Below are 19904 nucleotides of genomic sequence, written 5' to 3' on the forward strand. Positions count from 1 at the left end.
CGCCCGGGGGAGGCCGCGCGACGCGGACCGGACCCCGCCCCGGGGAGGTTGCGCGACGCGGCCTGATCCCGGCCCTGGGGGGAGGTTGCCCGATGCGGCCCGGACCCCGCCCCGGGGGAGGCGCCGCGACGCGGCCCGGGTCCCACCCACCGGCCGGAGACACAATCCGGGCAGGGCCATCCGGGGGTACGTGGGGGAGAATCTCCCTCATGATCTTCAGCATCCTGGGGCCCGTCGAGGCCCGGCTCGCCGACGGCACCCCCGTCCCCGTCGGCGGCCCCCGGGTGCGTGCCCTCCTGGCGCTCCTCCTCCTGGACGCCGGCCGCCTGGTCCCCACGGAGCGCCTGGTCGACGGCCTGTACGGCGAACACCCACCGGCCGGCGCGGCCAACGCCCTCCAGTCCCAGGTGTCCCGCCTCCGCCGCGGCCTGGGCGGGGCCGACCTGGTCGAGTTCCACCCGGCGGGCTACCGCCTGGCGGTCGACCCGGAGGACGTGGACGCGCACCGGTTCGAGCGGCTGGCCCGGGACGGTCAGCGCGCCCTCGCGGTCGGGGACCACGGCGGAGCGGCAGCCCTCCTCACGGAGGCGCTCGACCTGTGGCGCGGTCCGGCGCTCGGGGACGTCCGGGACTCGCCGTTCGCGGAGGGGCAGGCGGCGCGGCTGGCGGAGGCGCGGGCGGCGGCGGTGGAGGACCGGGCGGAGGCCGAGTTGGCGCTCGGCGGGCACCGGGACGTGGTGCCGGCGCTCCGGGCGCTGATCGAGGAGTACCCGTTGCGGGAGCGGCCCCGGGGGCAGTTGATGCGCGCGCTGTCCGGCAGCGGCCGGCAGGCGGAGGCCCTCGCCGTGTACGAGGACGCCCGGCGGATCCTCGCCGACGAGCTGGGGGCGGATCCGTCGCCGGAGCTCGCGGCGGTGCACGTCACGGTGCTGCGGGGGGAGTTGCCGGCGGTGACGGGACCAACAAGGCGCGGGCTGCCCGCGCAGTTGACCAGCTTCGTGGGCCGGGCCGGGGAGTTGGCGCGGATCGGGGCGCTGCTCGGGAGTACCCGTCTGGTGACCCTGACCGGGCCGGGCGGGGCGGGCAAGACCCGGTTGGCGATCGAGGCGAGCGGGCTGGGCCGGGGCGAGGTGTGCTTCGTGGACCTCGCGCCGCTGGGGGACGGCGGGGAGGTGCCGCAGGCGGTGCTCGCGGCGCTCGGGCTGCGCGAGGGCGGGCTGCTGCCGTCGGCGGGCGGGCCTGCGGACCCGGTCGAGCGGCTGGTCGCGGCGCTCACGGACCGGCCGCTGCTGCTGATCCTGGACAACTGCGAGCACGTGGTCGAGCACGCGGCCCGGCTGACGCACCGGCTGCTGGGCGCGTGTCCGGGGCTGCGGGTGCTGGCCACGAGCCGGGAGGCGCTCGGGATCACCGGGGAGGCGTTGTGCCCGGTGCGGCAGTTGGCGGCGCCGCCGGCCGGTACCCCGCTGGAGAAGGTTCTGGAATTTCCGGCGGTGCGGCTGTTCGTGGACCGGGCCGCCGCCGTGCGCCCCGACTTCGCCCTCGACGGGACCACAGTGGACGCCGTGCTGCGGATCTGCGCGGCGCTGGACGGTTCGCCGCTCGCGATCGAGCTGGCCGCCGCCCGGTTGCGGTCGCTGGGCGTGGCGGAGGTCGACGCGCGGCTGGACGACCGGTTCCGGCTGCTGTCCCGGGGGAGCCGGACCGCCGCCGCCCGGCACCAGACGCTGCGCGCCGTGGTCGAGTGGAGCTGGGACCTGCTCGGCGACGCGGAGCGGACCCTCGCCCGGCGGCTGACCGTGTTCACCGGCGGCCTGACGCTCGACGCCGCCGCGGCGGTGTGCGGCCTGCCCGCCGACGAGGTGGACGAGCTGCTCGCCGACCTCGCGGACAAGTCGCTGGTGGAGGACGCGGGCGGGCGGTACCGGATGCTCGACACCATCCGGGTGTTCTGCGCCGAGCGGTTGGTCGAGGCCGGGGAGGCGGAGCGGCTGCGCCGGGCGCACGCGGAGTACTTCCTGGGGCTGGCCACGACCGCCGACCCCCACCTGCGCGGGCACGACCAGCTGGCGTGGCTGGCCCGGCTCGCCGCCGAGCACCCCAACTGCCTGGCGGCCGTGCGCTGGGCGGCCCGGGCGGACCCGGCGCTGGCGTTGCGGCTGGTCGCGATCCTGTCCTGGGACTGGTGGCTGCGCGGCCTGCGCGGGGAGGCCGCCCCGCTGGCCGCCGAGATCCTCGCCGCGGTCGGCACCGAACCACCTGCGGACCTGCACGAGGAGTACGTGCTGTGCGTGGTCAACGCCGTGTCCACGGGTACGGACGCGCCGGAGCTGGTGGCGCTGCTCGACCGGGCGCAGGAGCTGATGGCGGGGATCGACCACACGCTGCGGTACCCGTGCACGACGGTGCTCTGGGCGCTGTCGGCCGGGCCGCACCGTACGGACATCGCCGCGTACGAGAGGCAGCTCGACCACGAACCCTGGTCCCTGGCGCTGTACCGGGTCGGGCTCGGCTACCAGCACCAGTTCAACGGGGACCTGGCCGGGTCGGAGCCGGAGTTCGAGGCGGCGCTCGCCGGGTTCCGCGCGCTGGGCGACCGGTGGGGGATGGCCAACACCCTGGACCCGCTGGCCCTGTTCGCCGAGGCGCGCGGGGACCACGACCGGTCCATCGCGTTGATGGGCGAGGCCCTGGAGCTGGTCGAACAGCTCGGCGCGCTGGAGGACCAGGCGGACCTGTTCGGCCGGCGCGGCGACAGCCAGCTCCGCAGCGGGGACCTGGCGGCGGCGGAGGCCGACTACGAGCGGTCCGCCGAGCTGCTCCGCCGGGCCGGCGTGCCCGAGAAGCTGGCCGGCGCGCACCGCCGGCTCGGCGAACTGGCCCGGCTGCGGGGCGAGCTGCCCAGGGCCCGGCGGCTGCTGGAGACGGCGTTGCGGGAGTGCGCCACGGTCACCTGGGGCGGGGAGATGGTCCGGGCGGAGATCCTGACCGCGCTGGGCCGGGTCACCGCGGCGGAGGGTGCCGCCAGGGAGGCCCGGGGCGTCCTGCGCCAGGCCCTGGCGGTGAGCCTGGGCCATCCGAACATGATGGCGGTGGCGAGGGTGGCCGAAGCCCTCGCCGAGGTGGCGCTGCTCGACGGGGACCCGGGGCGGGCGGCGCTGCTGCTCGGTTCGGTGGTGGCGTTGCGGGGTGCGTCCCTGGCCGGGGACCCGGACGCGGCCCGGGTCACGGCCGGGGCCGCGGCGGCGCTGGGGGCGTCGGGTTTCGCGGCGGCGCACGGTCGGGGCGCGGCGCTGACCCGCGAGGAAGTTATTCACCTCCTCAACGAATAGAAACTCCATTTGCGGGTACCGGGGTCGCGCGGTCCCGTTCGGCCCACCGCACCGCCGGCCCCATCGCGCACGCCGCCCCGAGGAACAGCCCGCCCAGGACCAGCCAGCCCGGCGCGCCCCACCCGATCACCAGCGTGGTCAGCAGCAGCGGACCGAGCATCCGGGCGACGGCCGTCCCCGTACCGAAGAAGCCCTGGTACTGGCCCTGTTTCCCGGCCGGGGCCAGCCCGAAGCTGATCTCCCACGCCCCGCTGGCCTGCATCATCTCGCCCACCACCTGCAACCCGGCGGCCACCAGCAGGATCGCGGCGGACGTCCACTTCGCCCGCCCGTCCCCGGACAGCGCGAAGATGGCGCACGAGACGAGCATGACCGCCCCCGCCCACCGGATCAGGCGCGCCGCGGACCGCAGGTCGGTGACCCGGCGCGCGACCCGGACCTGGAACAGCACCACGCTCACCGTGTTCACCACGAGCAGCGCCGACACCAGCCAGCGCGGCGCCTCGGTCCGCTGCACGATCCACAACGGGATGACCAGGCTGAACAGCGGCATGTACAGCAGCAGCACGGTGTTGAGCAGCGTGATCAGCGCGTAGGGCCGGTCCCGGAGCACGGCCAGCCGGGGCTCCCCCGCAGCCCCGGCCGGCACGGCGTCCACGGCGGGCAGCCGGCGCAGGACGAGCGCGGCGAGCAGGAAGCTCACGGCGTCGACGGCGAACACGGTCAGGTACGCCCGGGGCGTGTCCAGGTACAGCGCGATGCCGCCCAGGGCCGCGCCGACGGCCAGTCCCGCGTTCACGGTCGACTGGAGCGCGGCCCGGACCCTGGTGCGCTGGGCGGGGTCCACGAGGCCGGCGAGCAGGGCCTGGCGGGCGGCGGTCAGGCCACACTGGCAGCAGGCGTACACGCAGGCGGCGAGCACGAACAGCGGGAACGACCGGACCACCAGGAACGCCGAGACGGCCACCCCGGTGGCGACGGCCAGCATGATCGCGGTGCCGCGCGGGCCCCGCCGGTCGGCGAGGTGCCCGAGGGGGACCCCGGCGACGGCGCCGACCGCCCAGCCGAGGGTCAGGCCGAAGCCGATCTGGGTGGGGGACAGGCCGATGATGCGGGCGAAGTAGAGGGCGGAGCAGACGTAGAAGGCGCCGTCGCCGATGGAGTTGGTGAGCTGGGCCAGGGCGAGGGTGCGGGCGGGGGAGCCGCTCCGGCCTGCGGACCCGTCCCGGGCGGTGGGCGGCGTGGCGGGGCCGGTGGCCGGGGTGGTGGCCCGGCCGGCGGGCGTCACGGCTCCACCAGCGGCCGGCCGTTGCGGGGCCGCTTGATCTCGGAGAACCCGTCGATGCCCGCCAGGGTCCGCACCGCGTCCCACAGCAGCCCGGCCTGCTCGCCGCGCGGGGCCGGGCTGACCACCGGCCCGAAGAACGCGCTCCCGGCGACATGGATCACCGGCGTCCCGGCCGCGTCCCCGACCGGCGCCATGCCCGCGTGGTGGCTGGCCAGCAGGGCCTCGTCGTGCACGGAGATGTCGGCCGCGTCGGCGAGCACCGGGTCGAGATCCAGCTCGGTGAGCGCCGCGACGTACAGGGCCGGGCCGATCGGGGCCTTGTCCAGGTGGATCCGGGTGCCGAGGGCGGTGTAGAAGTCGCGCAGGGCGTCCGCGCCGTACTTGGCCTCCACGGCCGTGGCGACCCGGACCGGGCCCATGCCGGGGGTGAGCCACTCCCGGTACCACGGGTCGATCTCGCGGCCCTCGTTGAGCACCACGAGGCTCATGACGTGGAACCCGACCCGCACGTCGCGGACCCGCTCGGCCTCCAGCAGCCAGCGCGAGGCGATCCAGGCCCAGGGGCACCGGGGGTCGAACCACAGGTCGATCATCTCCATGTCGATCACTCTAGGGAGTAGATTGGCCAGCTAGAAGATCCAATTTTGACGAGTACGGATGGGCCAATCGGTGGACTTCCACGTGACCCTGGCCGGCCGGGGCGACCTGACCGCCCGGATCTACCGTCAGCTCCTCGACGCGGTCCTCGACGGCCGGCTGCGCCCCGGCGAACGGCTGCCCCCGACCCGGGAACTGGCCGCGAGCCTGGAGGTGTCGCGCAACACGGTCGCAGCCGCGTACGACCGGCTGACCGCCGAGGGCTTCGTCGTCGGCCGGGTGGGCGCGGGCACCTTCGTCGCCGCCGAGGCGGTCACCCGGGTCGGGGCCCGGCGCGCGGCCCGGCACGCGCCGGCCGGCCGGTCCGTGCGCCCCCGCCGGCTCTGGGACGCGATCCCGGCCCCGGTGCCCGCCGGGCCGCCGCCGGAGTTCGACTTCCGGGTCGGGGTGCCCGACGCGGCGCTGTTCCCGGCCGGCGCGTGGCGGCGGCTCGTCGCGGCGGAACTGCGCGCGACCCCCACCGCCGACTACGCCGACCCGGCCGGCCACCCCGGGCTGCGCGCGGCCATCGCCCGGCACGTCGGGGTGTCCCGGTCGGTCCGGGCGGGCGCGGAGGACGTGCTGGTCACGCACGGCGCGCAGCAGGCCCTGGACCTGATCGGCCGGGTACTCGTCGAGCCCGGCTCCTGCGTCGCCGTCGAGGAACCCGGCTACCCGCCCGCGCGCCGCCTGTTCCAGTCGCACGGCGCGCGGGTGGTCGGTGTGCCGGTGGACGGCGAGGGCCTGGTCGTGTCGGCGATCCCACCCGACGCCCGCCTCGTGTACGTGACCCCGTCGCACCAGTTCCCGCTCGGCACGCCGCTGTCCCCGGGCCGGCGGGCCGACCTGCTCGGCTGGGCCGAACGGCACCGCACGGTGATCGTGGAGGACGACTACGACAGCGAGTTCCGGTTCTCCGACCGGCCGCTGGAACCGTTGCAGAGCCTCGACGGCGCGGGCCGGGTGATCTACGTGGGCTCGTTCTCCAAGACGATGCTCCCGGTGCTGCGCCAGGGTTTCCTGATCGCCCCGGCCTCGCTGCGCACCGCCCTGCGCACCGCGAGACAACTGCTGGACTGGCACGGGGACTCCTACGCCCAGGGCGCGCTGGCCCGGTTCATCGAGGACGGCCTGCTGGCCCGGCACATCCGCCGCGCGAGCCGGGTGTACGCGTCCCGGCGCGAGCGGATCATCGAGGCGGTGGCCGACCGGTTCGACCTGGTGCCCAGCGCGGCCGGTCTGCACCTGTGCGCGCGGTCGGGGCCGGAGGCGGCCGACATCGTGGCCCGGGCGGCCCGGGTCGGCGTGGCCGTGGAGTCCCTGGCGAACTACTGCGGGGAGGAGCCCCAGCACGGGCTGGTGATCGGGTGGGGCGCGATCTCCGGTGTGGAGGAGGGGCTGCGCCGGCTGCGGACGTGTTTCTAGCGGGGCCGCGGCGGGCCGCTGGTCCCGGTACCCGGCGGAGGCTGGGAACGCACGAGGGCCCGGGAGTCTCCTCCCGGGCCCTCGTCCCCCCGCCTACTGACGCGCCTTGCGGATCCCGAGCATCGTGAACGCCAGCCCGGCGACGGCCACCGCCGTCACCACGGTCAGCGCCGGGTAGTAGCTGTCCAGCACCTCCCGGGGCGTCTCGACCTTGCCGGCGGACGCGATCACGGCGGTGACCGCGGCGATCACGATGGCGCCGCCGACCTGCATCGACGTCTGGACCAGCCCGGACGCCAGACCCTGCTCGGCGTCGTCGACCCCGGTGGTGGCCTGGATGTTCAGGGTCGGGAACGCCAGGGCGAAGCCGAACCCGAGGCAGATGATGCTGGGCAGCACCTCGGAGACGTAGTTGGGCTCCTCGCCGATCCGGAGGAACAGCGCGTAGCCGACGACGAAGAACACGAAGCCGGCGGCCACGATCTTCCCCGCGCCGAACCGGTCGACCAGGAACCCGGCCCGGGGCGCGCCCACGGCCACCATCAGGCCGGCGGGCAGGAACGCGAGCGCCATGGACAGCGGCGACCAGCCGAGCAGGGACTGCATGTACATGGTGCCGATGAACTGGAAGCCGACGTAGGAGCCGAACATCGCCAGCGCGGCCAGGTTCGCCGACACCACGGACCGGTTGCGGAAGATGCCGAACCGCACGAGCGGGTGCTTGGCCCGGCGTTCGATGGCGACGAACGCGACGAGCAGGGCCACGGCGGCGAGGAGCCCGATGACGGTACCGGGGGCGAGCCAGCCGACCGTGGGGGCCTGCACGACCGCGTACACCAGGATCAGGAGGCCCGCCGTGCTGGTCACGGCGCCGGCGACGTCGTAGCCGCCCCGGTTCTCAGGCGCGTGGTCGCGGGGGATGAGCCGCGCGCCGAACGCCAGGACCGCGAGCGCGATCGGGACGGGCATCAGGAAGGTCCACCGCCAGCCGACGGAGGTCATCAGCCCGCCGAGGATCAGGCCGGAGGAGAAGCCGGTCGCGCCGAAGCCGGCGTAGATGCTCAGCGCCTTGTTGCGGGCCGGGCCCTCGGGGAACGTGGTGGTGATGATCGACAGGCCGGCCGGGGCGGTGAACGCGGCGGCCACGCCCTTGATGAACCGGGTCGCGATCAGCAGCGTCGGGTCGCTGACCAGGCCGCCGAGCAGTGAGGCGGCGGCGAACACGGCGAGGGCGATCAGGAACACCCGGCGGCGGCCGAGCAGGTCGGCGGTGCGTCCGCCCAGGAGGAGCAGGCCGCCGTAGCCGAGGATGTAGCCGCTCACGATCCACTGCAGGGAGCTCGGGTTGAGGCCCAGTTCGCCGGCGATCGACGGGAGCGCGACACCCACCATCGAGATGTCGAGTCCGTCGAGGAAGAGGGCGCCGCAGAGCACGATGAGCGCGCCCCAGAGGCGCGGGGTCCAGGTGACTGTTGGGGCAGAAGGGGCAAGGGTCGCCACGGAGGTCATGATCAGTAATCTACATGCAGTTGCAATTAATGCAAGTACAAAAAATGCATGAACAAATTATGTACGGGTCCTGGTACGATGCGCACGTGACCGACACGGAGCTGGTCAGCGCCTGGCGCGGCCTGTTGGAGCGATACCACGCGACCTCCTGTGCCCTCGACCGGGCGCTCAACGATCAGCACCAGCTCGGCGTCAGCGAGTTCGAGGTCCTGGAGCGCCTGGCCCAGAACGGCGACTGCATGCGCATCCAGGAGCTGGCCACCAGCGTGCACCTGAGTCAGAGCGCGCTGTCGCGGGTCGTCGCCCGGCTCGAGCGCGACACACTGGTCACCCGCGAGGTCTGTGAGACCGACCGGCGGGGCGTGTTCGTGCGGCTCACGGACGCCGGCACCATCCGTTACGCACAGGCACTGCCCACCCAGCGCACAGTATTGGCCGCGCACCTGGCGTAACCTGGCCGGACGTCCCGTTCGACCCCTCGGAGTGCCCGATGCGCCGTACCCTCCTGGCCGTCCTCGCCATCGTTGTCGTCCTCGGCGGGACTCTGGCCGGCGGGGCCATGGGGCGGACCCGCCGGGAGGCGCTCTGGCAACCGGCCGGGCCGATGACCCCGCCGCTGCCCACCCCGAGCCCCACCCCGTCGCCGTCCGCCTCGCCGAGTGCCCGCCCGACCCCGTCGGCCTCGGGCAAGCCGAGCGCGTCCCCCTCGACCTCGGTGGACGGTCCCGGCGGGGCGATCAGGTTCACCGGCACGGAGGCCGTGGCGCTCACCTTCGACGACGGCCCCGACCCGGTCAACACCCCGAAGATCCTCGACATCCTCCACCAGAACGGCGTGAAGGCCACGTTCTGCCTGGTCGGCTTCCGGGCCCGGGACCACCCCGCGCTGGTCCGCCGGATCGCGGCCGAGGGGCACACCCTGTGCAACCACTCGTGGCAGCACCTGTTCGACCTGGCCAAGCACGACGACGGGTACATCCGGGCGGACCTGCAGCGCACCAACGACGCGATCCACAACGCGGCACCCGGCGTGCCGATCCCCTACTTCCGGGCCCCGGGCGGCAACTTCACCCCGGGGCTCGTCGCGACGGCCCGCCAGCTGGGCATGCGCTCCGCGTACTGGGACGTGGACCCCCGGGACTGGGAGAGCACCAAGTACGGGCACGGCGCGCCGATGATCGAGCACGTGGTCGCGGCGGTCAACGGGTCCACCCGGCCGGGGTCGATCGTGCTGTCCCACGACAACGGGAAGCCGGACACGATCGAGGCGTACCGCCGACTGCTGCCGACCCTGAAGACCAGATTCACCCTGGTACCGCTGTAGCCGCCCGCCAGCTCGGAGCCGCGCCAGTCCGGGGTCGCGCGCCCGGTCCCCTCAGGACCCGGCCCGCACCCGGTCCGCGTCCGCCCCCAGCAGCGCCCGCGACATCCGGTCCAGCAGCGCGTCCAGGTCCGGTTCGGTGTCCGGCGACCAGTCCCCGAGCAGCTTCTCCAGCCCGGCGCGGCGCAGCGCGAACAACCTCTCCGCCGCCTGCTCCCCGGCCACGGTCAGCTCCAGGGTGCCGTCCACCCGGCGCAGCAGCCCGGCCTCGACGAGACCGTCCGTGTACGGCCGGCCCTCCTCCACCGTCGTCCCCGCCAGGTCGGCCAGCTCGGCCCCCGGGGTCGGCCCGAGCTGGGACAGCCGGGCGAGGATCCAGCACCCGGCGGGGCTGATCCCGAGGCCGGACTCGGCGGCGAGCCACCGGTAGTACCCGTGTCGGAGTTCGGTGTCCGCCCTCTGGGACAGGGCCTTCTCGACCTCCGCGAGGCTGGTGCGCTGGGTGGGCGCGCCGCCGAGGGACTCGCCCAGGTCGGAGTTCGTCGCCAGGCCGTCGCGGAGCGGTTCCTCGCGGAGCATGACCGCGAACACGAAGGCCAGCAGGGCGATCGGGGTCGCCAGCGCGAACACGGTCTGCAACGAGGCCGCGTACGCGTGCAGGTACTCCGGGGTGCCCGGCCGCGCCCCGCCCAGGGTGGCCTCCAGCCGGTTGGAGAAGATCGTGCCGAACACCGACACCCCGAACGAGCCGCCGATCGAGCGGAAGAAGGTCACGCCGGAGGTGGCGACGCCGAGGTCGCGGTACCCGACGGAGTTCTGCACGGCGATGACCAGCACCTGCATGACCAGGCCCAGGCCGGCGCCAAGGACGAAGAAGTACACGCTGTAGACCGGCGCGGACGTGTTCTCGTCCATCCGGGACAGCAGGAACAGGCCGAGCGCGGTGACGACCGTGCCCACGATGGGGTAGATCCGGTAGTGCCCGGTCCGGCTGATCAGCTGGCCGCTGGTGATCGAGGTGAGCAGCAGGCCGCCGACCATCGGGAGCAGGTACACCCCCGACATCGTGGCGCTGACCCCGTGCACCACCTGGAGGAACAGCGGCAGGAACGTCAGCGCCCCGAACATCGCGAAGCCGATCACGAAGCTGATCGCCGAGCCGAGCGCGAACACCCGGATCTTGAACAGATGCAGGGGGAGTACCGGCTCCGCGGCGCGCCGGGCCGACAGCCACCAGCCCACGGCGAGCACGACGGCGGCCACCCCGAGCCCGATGATCTCGACCGAGTCCCACTCGTACGTGGTGCCGCCCCAGCTGGTCAGCAGCACGAGGCAGCTCACGGCGGCGGCGAGCAGGCCGATCCCGAGGAAGTCCACCTTGTGCTGGGTCTTGACCTCGGTGGGGCGCAGCGCGACGGCGACGGCGACCAGGGCCAGGACCCCGAGCGGCAGGTTGACGTAGAACACCCAGCGCCAGCTCAGGTGGTCGACGAACAGCCCGCCGAGCAGGGGGCCGGCGACGCTGCTCACGCCGAACACGGCCCCGAACAGGCCCTGGTACCGGCCGCGTTCCCGGGGCGGGACGACGTCCCCGACGATCGCGGCGGCCAGCGCCATCAGTCCGCCGCCGCCGATGCCCTGGAGGGCGCGGAACGCGATCAGTTCGCCCAGGGTGCCGGCCTGCCCGCACAGCGCGGAGGCGGCGAGGAAGATGACGATGGCCCCGAGGAACAGGTTCTTCCGCCCGTACTGGTCCCCGAGCTTCCCCCACAGCGGCGTCGCGACGGTCGACCCGAGCATGTACGCGGTGACCACCCACGACAGGTGCTCCAGCCCGCCGAGCTCCCCGACGATCGTGGGCAGCGCCGTGGACACGATGGTCTGGTCGAGGGCGGCGAGCAGCATGGCGAGCATGAGCGCGCCGATGATGACCCCGACACTCCGCTTCTGCTGCGCCATGAACCCGACAATACGGGCGGCGTCTCAGCTGAGCAGGAGTTTGCCCATACGCCGGTTGGCCACCCACAGCCCCGCCATGCCCAGCGCGACCAGGTACGCGACGTGCACCAGCAGGCCCGGACCGACGTGCCCGGTGGTGAGGCCGCGCAGCAGCTCCACGCCGTGGTACAGCGGCAGGGCCTGGATCACCCACTGGGTCCACGCCGGGTACAGCCCGATCGGCGCGAACGTCCCCGAGAACAGGAACATCGCGGTCATGCCCCCGGTCACGTAGTCGAAGTCCTGCCAGCCGCGCAGGAACGTCGCCACCGCGAGCCCCAGCCCGCCGGCCGCGACGCCGATCAGCAGCGCCGCCGGCAGCGCGAGCACCGCCCACCACGAGCTGGTCATCCCCATCGCGGCCATCAGGACCAGGAACACCGCCGAGTACGCCCCGCCGCGCATCAGGGCGAACGCCAGCTCGCCGGTCGCGATCTCGATCGGCTGGAGCGGGGTGGCCAGGAACGCGTCGTACAACCTGGCGAACTTCATCTTGCCGAAGAAGTTGAACACGCACTCGATCAGCGACCCGCTCAGCGCCGCCTGGGCCATCATGGCCGGCGCGACGAACAGCGCGTAGGACATCGGCTCGCCGTCGACCGTGAACACGCCGTCGACCAGCGCGCCGACCCCGATCCCGATGCTGAACAGGTAGAAGATCGGCTCCAGGACGCCGGACGCGATGTTCCACGGCAGCCGCTTGTAGACCGCGACGTTGCGCTCGATCATCACGCCGGCCCGCCGGGCGGACACCATCAGGGCGATCATGACTCGGGTCCATCCGTTTCGGGGGCGGCACGGTCTCGGGCGGGGGCGGCGCGGTTCTGCGGCATCACCGCTCCAGCCTGCGGAGGAAGGCGACCCGGACCGCGTACAGCCCGGCGGCGGACAGCAGGAGCAGGTACCCGACGTGCATGAGGGACCTGCCCAGCGGGAACCCCGCGTACGCGAACGACCGGCACAGCTCCACCCCGTGCCACAACGGCGACACGTACGCCGCGGGGCGCAGCCAGCCCGGCAGTTGGCTGACCGGGAAGAACACCCCCGAGAACAGGGTCAGCGGCGCGACCACGAACCGGAACAGCAGCGCGAAGTACGCCTCGGAGGAGACCCAGGCCGAGAACGCCATGGTCGCCGGCCCGACCGCCAGGGCCAGCAGCATGCCGACCAGCACCACGCCGAGGATCCCGACGCCGTGCACCTCGCCGAGCGCGCCCATCACCAGCAGGAACGCGAAGCCGGCGATCAGGGTCCGGGTGAGCAGGAACGCCACCTGACCGGCGATCATGCCGCCCACGTGCACGGGGGTGGCCTGGATCGCGAAGTAGTACCGGTTCCAGGCGAAGTGGCCGTACACCGGGAAGGTGGACTCCGACACCGCCAGGCTCATGCTCGTGGACGCGATCAGGCCCGGCACCAGGTACGTCAGGTAGTCGACGCCCAGGGAGCCGCCCCGGTTCACGAACGAGCCGACGCCGGTGCCCAGCGCCACGACGAACAGCAGGGGCGCGATGAACTGGCTGAAGACGCTGGCGCGCCACAGGCGCCGGTACATCACCAGGAAGTACTCGTAGACCGCGAGGGTGCCCGTCATCAGTCGACCAGCGTCCGGCCGGTGATGTGCAGGAACACGTCCTCCAGGGTGGCGCGCCGGGCCAGCACCGCGGCCGGGACGACGCCCCGGGCGTGCACCTCGGACGTCGCCGCGTCGCCGTCGGCCGTGTACAGCAGCAGCCGGTCGGGCAGGATCTCGATCCGCTGGGCGATGCCGTCGAGCTTCTCGGCGAGCGCGCCCAGCTGGTCCATCTCGGTGAGCGCGAACCGCAGCTCCAGCACCTCGCGGGTCGAGTGCCGCTCGATCAGCTCGCGCGGCGAGCCCTCGGCCACGATCCGGCCGCCGTCCATCACGACGAGCCGGTCGCAGAGCTGCTCGGCCTCGTCCATGTAGTGCGTGGTGAGCACGAGGGTGACGCCGCGCTGCTTGAGCCGGAACAGCCGCTCCCAGACCAGGTGCCGGGCCTGCGGGTCCAGCCCGGTGGTCGGCTCGTCGAGCAGGACCAGCTCGGGCTCGTTGATCAGGGCGCGGGCGATGGTCAGCCGGCGCTTCATCCCGCCGGACAGCGGCTCGACCCGGTCGTCGGCCCGCTCGCTGAGCTGGACGAAGTCGAGCAGCTCGGCGGCGCGCTCCCGGGCCACGGCCCTCGACAGGCCGAAGAACCGGGCGTAGACCGTCAGGTTCTCCCGGACGGTCAGTTCCTGGTCGAGGTTGTCGGTCTGTGGGACGACGCCGATCCGGGCCTTGATCGCGCTGCCGTCGGTCACCGGGTCGAGGCCGAGGATCCGCAGCTCGCCGGACGTGGGCCGCGAGACGCAACCGATCATCTTCATCGTGGACGACTTGCCGGCCCCGTTCGGGCCGAGGAAGCCGAACGCCTCGCCCGGGGCGACGTCGACGTCGATGCCGTTGACGGCGGTGAAGTCACCGAACTGTTTGACGAGGTCGCGCGCGTGAATCAAGGACACGCACGCACCGTAGCGTGCCCCTAGGACACTTTCGCAATCACTTTCTCGCGGGCGGGCAGCTGCTGGGGCGCCGAGTACCGGGTGAGGGCCAGCACGGCGGCCAGCGTCACGAGGAAGCCCAGCCCGGCGAGCCACTCGCGACCCCCGACGATCTGGTCGCCGAGGAACAGTAGGCCGAGCACCGCCGCCGGGACGGCCGCCGCCGCGTCCATGCCGGCGATGGCGGCCATGGTCGAGCCGCGCTGCATGCCGAGCGCGAGGAGCAGCGAGCCGCACAGCGAGTGCACGATCAGCAGGTACAGCAGGGGATCCGTGACGAACGTGACGAAGTTACCCACGTTGGCCAGCGGCCGGGACGCCATCGCGGCGGCGGCGAAGTTCAGCCCGGCGAGCGAGCCCAGGGTCATCGAGCCGCGCACCCCGGGCAGCTTGGCCGCGAACGCCCCGGCGGCGGCGATGGCGATCAGGGCGACGATCAGGAGCACGATGCCGAGCAGGCCGATCTGCCGGGACGGCGCGGGCCGGGCGGCGAACACGAGCCCGACGAGCCCGGCGCCGAGCAGGGTCAGCAGCAGCACCTCGGCCCGGGGGAGCTTCCACTTGAGCATCAGGACGCCGAGGACGGCGGTGACCCCGAGCCCGGCGGTCATACACGCCTGGACCAGGAACAACGGCAGGTCCTTACGGGCCAGGAAGGCGAGGACGAAGCCGCCGATCTGGCAGAGCAGCCCCAGCATGTACATCCGCTGGCCGAACAGCCGCACCAGCAGCTTGGGGTGCATGTTCTTGCCGGCTTTGGTCTTGTTTACGCCGATTGACTGCAGGAGGTTGGCCACACCGTACGCGAAGACCATCGCTGCGAGGAAGAACCAACCTGAGGACACCGATCGAGCTTAGTCCCGTAGCCGACCGGTTCCTCAGCAGGCGGGCGCAAGTCACTCTCCGAGCTTCTCCAGCAACACGTCGTGGATCCGCCCGTTGCTGATCAGCACGCTGCCCGGGCCGCGCAACGGCTCGCCGGCCCGGTTGGTGCACGTCCCGCCGGCCTCCGTGACGATCGGCACCAGGGCCGCCATGTCCCACAGGGCCAGGTCCGGCTCCACCATCGCATCGACCGCGCCCTCGGCGACGAGCATGTGCCCGTAGAAGTCGCCGTACGCCCGGGTCCGCCACGCGCCGCGCATCAGGTCCAGCATCCCGTCGAGCCGGCCGGCCTCCTCCCAGGAGGGCAGCGACGAGTAGCTCAGCGAGGCGTCGGCCAGCTCCGAGACCGCCGACACCCGGATCCGGGTGGCCTGGGCGGCGTGCTTCCCGGCGAACGCGCCGTGCCCGCGCGCCCCCCACCAGCGGCGGCCGAGGGCCGGCGCGGACACCAGGCCGAGGACCGGCTCGCCGCCCTCCAGGAGCGCGATCAGGGTGCCCCAGATCGGTACCCCCCGGACGAAGTTCTTCGTGCCGTCGATCGGGTCCAGCACCCACTGCCGGTTCCCCGGACCCGCCTTCGCCGGGGTGGTGCCGAACTCCTCGCCGAGCACGCCGTCGCGGGGCCGGCTGCGGGCCAGCGTCGCACGCAGGGCCTTCTCGACGGCGGTGTCCGCGTCGCTGACCGGCGTCAGGTCCGGCTTGGAGTCCACCACGAGGTCGAGGGCCCGGAACCGCGACATCGAGATGGCGTCGGCGGTGTCCGCGAGTAGGTGGGCCAGGCCGAGATCGTCCGCGTAGCTCGTCATGGGAGAAAACCTATCCGATGCCTTTTCAGAGGATCTGCAGAGCACGGCCACGCCGCTATGTTTGATAACAGTCGATGGGAGGTACGCATGGACGCAGGACTGCCCTACCGCACCGCGTTCCACATCGACCTGGCGTTCCGGGAGGCGCGCGAGCGGGCCGAGCGCGAACTGCGCACCTGGCTCCGCGACAAGAACTACAGCGTCGCCGCGTACGACAACGAGCACCAGAAGCTCGCCCCCAGCGTGTACATGCGCTACGTCAGCCCCACCGGCACCCGGGGCTGGCAGCTACGCGAGCGCGACCCCCAGGGCACTTGGCTGAGCACCCTGACCGTGCAGGCGGAGTCGGCGGGCCGCAGCTGGGTGGCCCTCGACATCGAGCACATCCCGGTCACGGGGGCCGAGGCGCAGCCCGCGCACGTGCCGAAGCTGGCCCGGCTGCTGCTCACCGAGTTCGACGCGTACGACGACGAGGCCGTGCTGCGCGCCGAGCCCGAACTGATCCGCCCCGACCGGGTCGAGGACCTGCTCGACGTGGTGTGCTCCCCGCACCGCCGGCTGCCGGTGGTCGTGGCGGCCCCGCACCCGGAGCGGCCGTTCGACACGTGGCGGCACGACGTGGTGGGGGTGACGGCGGACCTGGCCGGCCTGGCCAGCGTGTACATCCTCGACCCGCCGGCGCTCGCCGAGTTCAACCGGGGCATGGGCGACTCCGGCTACCAGGTCGAACCGGGCTTCCTGCGCACCTACCTGGAGGAGACCGACCCGGCGGTCCCCGGCGACGCCTCCCGGCACCCGGTGCTGGCCGGCCGGCGGATCGAGGTCGACCCGGTCCGGGCCCGCCAACTGATCGGCCTGCTGCCCCGCCGGCTCGCCGCGTCCCGCCCGCTGCCGGAGGCGCTGGCCAAGGTGAGCTTCGCCCGGTCCGGGGGCGAGTCGGAGGTGGAGCTGACGGAGCTGCGCGGCCGGTACGAGGAGCTCGAACACCTGCTCAAGGAGATCGAGTGGGAACGCGACCGGGCCCGGGCCCGCCGCGACGAGCTGGACAGCCGCCTCTTCGACGCCAACAGCGAGCTGGAGACCGAGCAGCGCGAACGCAGCCGGCTCGTCGACCGGGTCCGCTACCTGGAACGCCTGCTCACCGAGTCCGGCCACGGCGACCGGGTCTACGCGGGCCCGCCGATCGACGAGCCGCCCAAGTCCTTCGACGAGCTCCTCGACCGGCTCGACACGGGGGAGCTGCCGCGGGTCGAGTTCACCGGGGACCGGCACCGCACCCTGGCGCTGGAGGAGCAGCACGAGTACTCCACCTGGGCCGTCTCCGCCTGGGACGCCCTGCGCGCGCTCGCCGACTACGCCCGGGCCCGGGCCACGGCCGGCTTCAGCAACAACTTCTACGCCTGGTGCCGCGAACCCCCGCCGGGCGGCCTGGCGATCACCGCCCGCAAGGTGGCCCCGACCGAGTCCGACACGGTCGTCAACAGCTCCAAGTTCGCCAACCACCGGATGCTGCCGGTACCGCGCTCCGTGCACCCGGCCGGGCGGATCTTCATGGGCGCGCACATCCGGATCGGCGCGGCGGGCGCGATCTCGCCGCGCCTGCACTTCCACGACGCGACGGCCACCACGGGCACCATCTACATCGGCTACCTGGGCCCGCACCTCCCCAACACCATGACGAACTAGGGCAGATCAAGACCAGACTTCAGCGGGTTACGCCGGGCGCCCGCCCCGGTGACGGCGGCACTTCTGCGGGAGGTCACCCGCGATCCGGTACCCGTCCCGGGGTGGTCCTAGGTCCTGTCCGGGCCCGAGAGCTCCTCGCCCGCCCGGGACGCCAGCAGCCGCCGGTAGGAGGCGAGCCGGCGCGGGTCCGCGTTGCCCGCCGCGACCCAGCCGGTGAGCGCGCAGTCCGGCGAGTGCTCGTCGTGTTCGCAGTTCGGCGGGCAGTCCAGGGTCCCGTCGACCAGGTCGTCGAACCCGTACAGCAGGCTGTGCGCGGACACGTGCGCCAGGCCGAACGACCGGATGCCCGGGGTGTCGATGATCCAGCCGTTGCCGCTGACCAGGGGCAGGGCCACGGCGCTCGTGGACGTGTGCCGGCCCTTGCCGATGGCGCTGACCACGCCGACGGCCCGGTCGGTGCCCGGCACCAGGCGGTTGACCAGCGTGGACTTGCCGACCCCGGAGTGCCCGACGAGCACGGACAGCTTGCCGTCGAGGGCGTCGATCAGCGGGTCGATCGAGGAGCCGGGCTGCATGACGAGCCAGGCCAGGTCCAGGTCGGAGTAGTAGTCGAGCAGCTCCTCCGGGCCGGCCAGGTCGCCCTTCGTGAGACAGAGCAGGGGCGAGATGCCCGTGTGGTACGCCGCGACGAGGCACCGGTCGATGAACCCGGTCCGGGGCTGCGGGTCGGCGAGCGCCGCGACGATGACGAGCTGGTCGGCGTTCGCGACGACGACCCGCTCGGTGGGGTCGTCGTCGTCGGCCGTCCGCATCAGCGTGGACACCCGCTCGTCGATCCGGACGATCCTGGCCAGCGAACCGGCGGAACCGGTCACGTCGCCGACCAGGCCGACCCGGTCCCCGACGACGACCGACTTGCGGCCCAGCTCCCGGGCGCGCATGGCCGTGAGCGTGAGCTCGCCGTCGTCGGTGACGCAGGTGTAGCGCCCCCGGTCGACGGCGATCACGAGCCCGGCGGTCGCGTCGGAGTGCTTGGGCCGGATCCGGGTCCGGGGTCGGGAACGCTTCCCCGGTCGGACCCGGATGTCGTCCTCGTCAAAATCCTTCGACTGCTTCAGGAGTTCTGGCCTTCCAGGAGCCCGGCCCACAGCTGCGGGAACTCGGGCATCGTCTTCGACGTACAGCTGACATCGGTGAGTTCGACGCCCTCGACCCGCAGGCCGATCACGGCGGCGGCGTGCGCGAGCCGGTGGTCGTCGTACGTCTCGAAGACCGCGCCGCTCTGCTTGCCCGGCGTGATCATGAGCCCGTCCTCGGTCTCGTCGACCTGCGCGCCGACCTTGGACAGCTCGCGGGCCAGCGCGGCGAGCCGGTCCGTCTCGTGGTTGCGGATGTGCCCGATGCCGCGCAGGTGCGACGGGGAGTCCGCGAGCGCGCACAGCGCCGCGATCACCGGGGTCAGCTCGCCGACCTGGGAGAGGTCCGCGTCGATGCCGCGCAGGTTCCCCGTACCCCGGAAGGTCAGGCCGTCGGTGTCGAGCGTCCAGGACCCGCCCATCTGGCCGAGCAGGATCCGGAGCTGGTCGCCGGGCTGGGTGGTCGACCGCGGCCAGTCCAGCACCTTGACCTCGCCGCCGGTGACCAGCGCGGCGGCCAGGAACGGCGCGGCGTTGGACAGGTCGGGCTCGATGTTCCAGGCCCGGCCGGCGAGCTTGCCCGGCTCGACCCGCCACACGTTCGGCACGGAGTCGTCCACCCCGGCGCCGGCGTCGCGCAGCATCTGGATCGTCATCTTCAGGTGCGGCGCGGACGGCACGGGCGGCCCGACGTGCCGGACCACGATGCCCTCGTCGAAGTCGGTGGCCGCGAGCAGCAGCCCGGACACGAACTGGCTGGACAGGGACGCGTCGATCGTGACCTCGCCGCCCCGGACCCGGCCGGTGCCGTGCACGGTCAGCGGGAGCCCGTCGCCGGTGACGCGCACGCCGAGGGCGCGCAGCGCGTCCAGCAGCGGCTTGAGCGGCCTGCGCCGCGCGTACGGATCGCCGTCGAAGGTGATGTCACCGTCGGCCAGCGCCGCGAACGGGGGGAGGAAGCGCATGATCGTGCCGGCGAGGCCCACGTCGATGTGCGCCGGGCCGCGCGGGGGACGGGGCCGGATGGTCCAGAGTTCGTCCTCGACGGTGACCTGCGCGCCGAGCCCGCGGAGGGCGGCGGCCATCAGGTCGGTGTCGCGGGCGCTCAGCGGCTGGCGGAGCGTGGAGGCGTCGACGCTCGCGGCCGCGAGGACGAGGGCCCGGGCGGTCATGGACTTCGAACCGGGCAGCCTGACGGTGCCGTGGATCGGTCCGGTCGCGGTGGGTGCTGTCCAGGGGGTTTCAGTCACCGGTCCAGTCTGCCGGGTCGGGCGGCGCCACGGGGAAAGCCCCGCCGACATTCGCCAGGGCTGCCGGGGG

The 19904-nt window shown here is 73.3% G+C and carries 16 protein-coding genes; 5 read left to right on the top strand and 11 right to left on the bottom strand.

The genetic code is table 11. From position 1 onward, the window contains the following. Positions 1-209 precede the first annotated feature (209 nt). The gene (locus PT931_RS02140; protein WP_456244008.1) at positions 210-3332 is read left to right on the top strand and encodes an ATP-binding protein; all 3123 of its coding nucleotides are present in this window, start codon (positions 210-212) and stop codon (positions 3330-3332) included. On the opposite strand, the gene PT931_RS02145 is transcribed toward PT931_RS02140, so the two are convergent. Both PT931_RS02145 and PT931_RS02150 read right to left on the bottom strand, forming a co-directional pair. Continuing rightward, positions 3322-4620, bottom strand: a complete 1299-nt coding sequence (locus PT931_RS02145; protein ID WP_456244009.1) for an MFS transporter — start codon at positions 4618-4620, stop codon at positions 3322-3324. The genes PT931_RS02140 and PT931_RS02145 overlap by 11 nt on opposite strands. Beyond that, positions 4617-5228, bottom strand: coding sequence for a mycothiol-dependent nitroreductase Rv2466c family protein (locus PT931_RS02150; protein WP_456244010.1), 612 nt, complete (start codon positions 5226-5228; stop codon positions 4617-4619). Before PT931_RS02150 ends, PT931_RS02145 begins: the two co-directional genes overlap by 4 nt. A 49-nt stretch (positions 5229-5277) precedes the next feature. On the opposite strand from PT931_RS02150, the gene pdxR reads away from it, so the two are divergent. Further along, on the top strand, positions 5278-6681 hold the full coding sequence (gene pdxR / locus PT931_RS02155) for a MocR-like pyridoxine biosynthesis transcription factor PdxR (protein WP_456244011.1): 1404 nt from the start codon (positions 5278-5280) through the stop codon (positions 6679-6681). Between the two features lie 93 nt (positions 6682-6774). On the opposite strand, the gene PT931_RS02160 is transcribed toward pdxR, so the two are convergent. Then, positions 6775-8190, bottom strand: coding sequence for an MFS transporter (locus PT931_RS02160; protein ID WP_456244012.1), 1416 nt, complete (start codon positions 8188-8190; stop codon positions 6775-6777). Positions 8191-8276: 86 nt separating this feature from the next. On the opposite strand from PT931_RS02160, the gene PT931_RS02165 reads away from it, so the two are divergent. Both PT931_RS02165 and PT931_RS02170 read left to right on the top strand, forming a co-directional pair. Beyond that, complete coding sequence (locus PT931_RS02165; RefSeq protein WP_456244013.1) at positions 8277-8642, top strand: MarR family transcriptional regulator; 366 nt, start codon at positions 8277-8279, stop codon at positions 8640-8642. A 38-nt stretch (positions 8643-8680) separates the two neighbouring features. Next, positions 8681-9514, top strand: coding sequence for a polysaccharide deacetylase family protein (locus PT931_RS02170; RefSeq protein ID WP_456244014.1), 834 nt, complete (start codon positions 8681-8683; stop codon positions 9512-9514). Between the two features lie 51 nt (positions 9515-9565). Here the strand turns inward: PT931_RS02170 and PT931_RS02175 are convergent, their stop codons facing one another. From PT931_RS02175 to hisN, 6 genes are all read right to left on the bottom strand, one after another. Continuing rightward, a complete protein-coding gene (locus tag PT931_RS02175) occupies positions 9566-11470 on the bottom strand; it encodes an MFS transporter (RefSeq protein ID WP_456244015.1) in 1905 nt (634 codons plus the stop codon). A gap of 24 nt (positions 11471-11494) precedes the next feature. Next, complete coding sequence (locus PT931_RS02180) at positions 11495-12277, bottom strand: ABC transporter permease (RefSeq protein WP_456244016.1); 783 nt, start codon at positions 12275-12277, stop codon at positions 11495-11497. A gap of 64 nt (positions 12278-12341) precedes the next feature. Continuing rightward, a complete protein-coding gene (locus PT931_RS02185; protein ID WP_456244017.1) occupies positions 12342-13103 on the bottom strand; it encodes an ABC transporter permease in 762 nt (253 codons plus the stop codon). Next, the gene (locus PT931_RS02190; RefSeq protein WP_456244018.1) at positions 13103-14032 is read right to left on the bottom strand and encodes an ABC transporter ATP-binding protein; all 930 of its coding nucleotides are present in this window, start codon (positions 14030-14032) and stop codon (positions 13103-13105) included. The genes PT931_RS02185 and PT931_RS02190 overlap by 1 nt, the downstream gene beginning before the upstream one ends. 20 nt (positions 14033-14052) lie before the next feature. After that, positions 14053-14886 carry a hypothetical protein gene (locus PT931_RS02195; RefSeq protein WP_456244069.1) on the bottom strand — a complete coding sequence of 278 codons (834 nt, stop codon included), beginning with the start codon at positions 14884-14886 and terminating at the stop codon, positions 14053-14055. Between the two features lie 81 nt (positions 14887-14967). Then, on the bottom strand, positions 14968-15762 hold the full coding sequence (gene hisN / locus PT931_RS02200; RefSeq protein WP_456244019.1) for a histidinol-phosphatase: 795 nt from the start codon (positions 15760-15762) through the stop codon (positions 14968-14970). Positions 15763-15849: 87 nt separating this feature from the next. Between hisN and PT931_RS02205 the strand changes: the two genes are divergently transcribed. Next, positions 15850-17448, top strand: a complete 1599-nt coding sequence (locus tag PT931_RS02205) for a hypothetical protein (RefSeq protein ID WP_456244020.1) — start codon at positions 15850-15852, stop codon at positions 17446-17448. Between the two features lie 107 nt (positions 17449-17555). Here the strand turns inward: PT931_RS02205 and rsgA are convergent, their stop codons facing one another. Together rsgA and aroA are read right to left on the bottom strand one after the other, a co-directional pair. Next, positions 17556-18491, bottom strand: a complete 936-nt coding sequence (gene rsgA / locus PT931_RS02210) for a ribosome small subunit-dependent GTPase A (RefSeq protein ID WP_456244070.1) — start codon at positions 18489-18491, stop codon at positions 17556-17558. Positions 18492-18562: 71 nt separating this feature from the next. After that, positions 18563-19834, bottom strand: coding sequence for a 3-phosphoshikimate 1-carboxyvinyltransferase (aroA, locus tag PT931_RS02215; protein ID WP_456244021.1), 1272 nt, complete (start codon positions 19832-19834; stop codon positions 18563-18565). Positions 19835-19904: the final 70 nt, after the last annotated feature.

Source organism: Longispora urticae, from assembly GCF_053902585.1.

What these genes read in the sequence shown, in the direction of transcription:
- PT931_RS02140 (WP_456244008.1), top strand. Translation starts at nt 210, where the DNA reads ATGATCTTCAGCATCCTGGGGCCCGTCGAGGCCCGGCTCGCCGACGGC.
- pdxR (WP_456244011.1), top strand. Translation starts at nt 5,278, where the DNA reads ATGGGCCAATCGGTGGACTTCCACGTGACCCTGGCCGGCCGGGGCGAC.
- PT931_RS02160 (WP_456244012.1), bottom strand. Translation starts at nt 8,190, where the DNA reads ATGACCTCCGTGGCGACCCTTGCCCCTTCTGCCCCAACAGTCACCTGG.
- PT931_RS02170 (WP_456244014.1), top strand. Translation starts at nt 8,681, where the DNA reads ATGCGCCGTACCCTCCTGGCCGTCCTCGCCATCGTTGTCGTCCTCGGC.
- PT931_RS02175 (WP_456244015.1), bottom strand. Translation starts at nt 11,470, where the DNA reads ATGGCGCAGCAGAAGCGGAGTGTCGGGGTCATCATCGGCGCGCTCATG.
- PT931_RS02180 (WP_456244016.1), bottom strand. Translation starts at nt 12,277, where the DNA reads ATGATCGCCCTGATGGTGTCCGCCCGGCGGGCCGGCGTGATGATCGAG.
- PT931_RS02185 (WP_456244017.1), bottom strand. Translation starts at nt 13,103, where the DNA reads ATGACGGGCACCCTCGCGGTCTACGAGTACTTCCTGGTGATGTACCGG.
- PT931_RS02195 (WP_456244069.1), bottom strand. Translation starts at nt 14,886, where the DNA reads ATGGTCTTCGCGTACGGTGTGGCCAACCTCCTGCAGTCAATCGGCGTA.
- hisN (WP_456244019.1), bottom strand. Translation starts at nt 15,762, where the DNA reads ATGACGAGCTACGCGGACGATCTCGGCCTGGCCCACCTACTCGCGGAC.
- PT931_RS02205 (WP_456244020.1), top strand. Translation starts at nt 15,850, where the DNA reads ATGGACGCAGGACTGCCCTACCGCACCGCGTTCCACATCGACCTGGCG.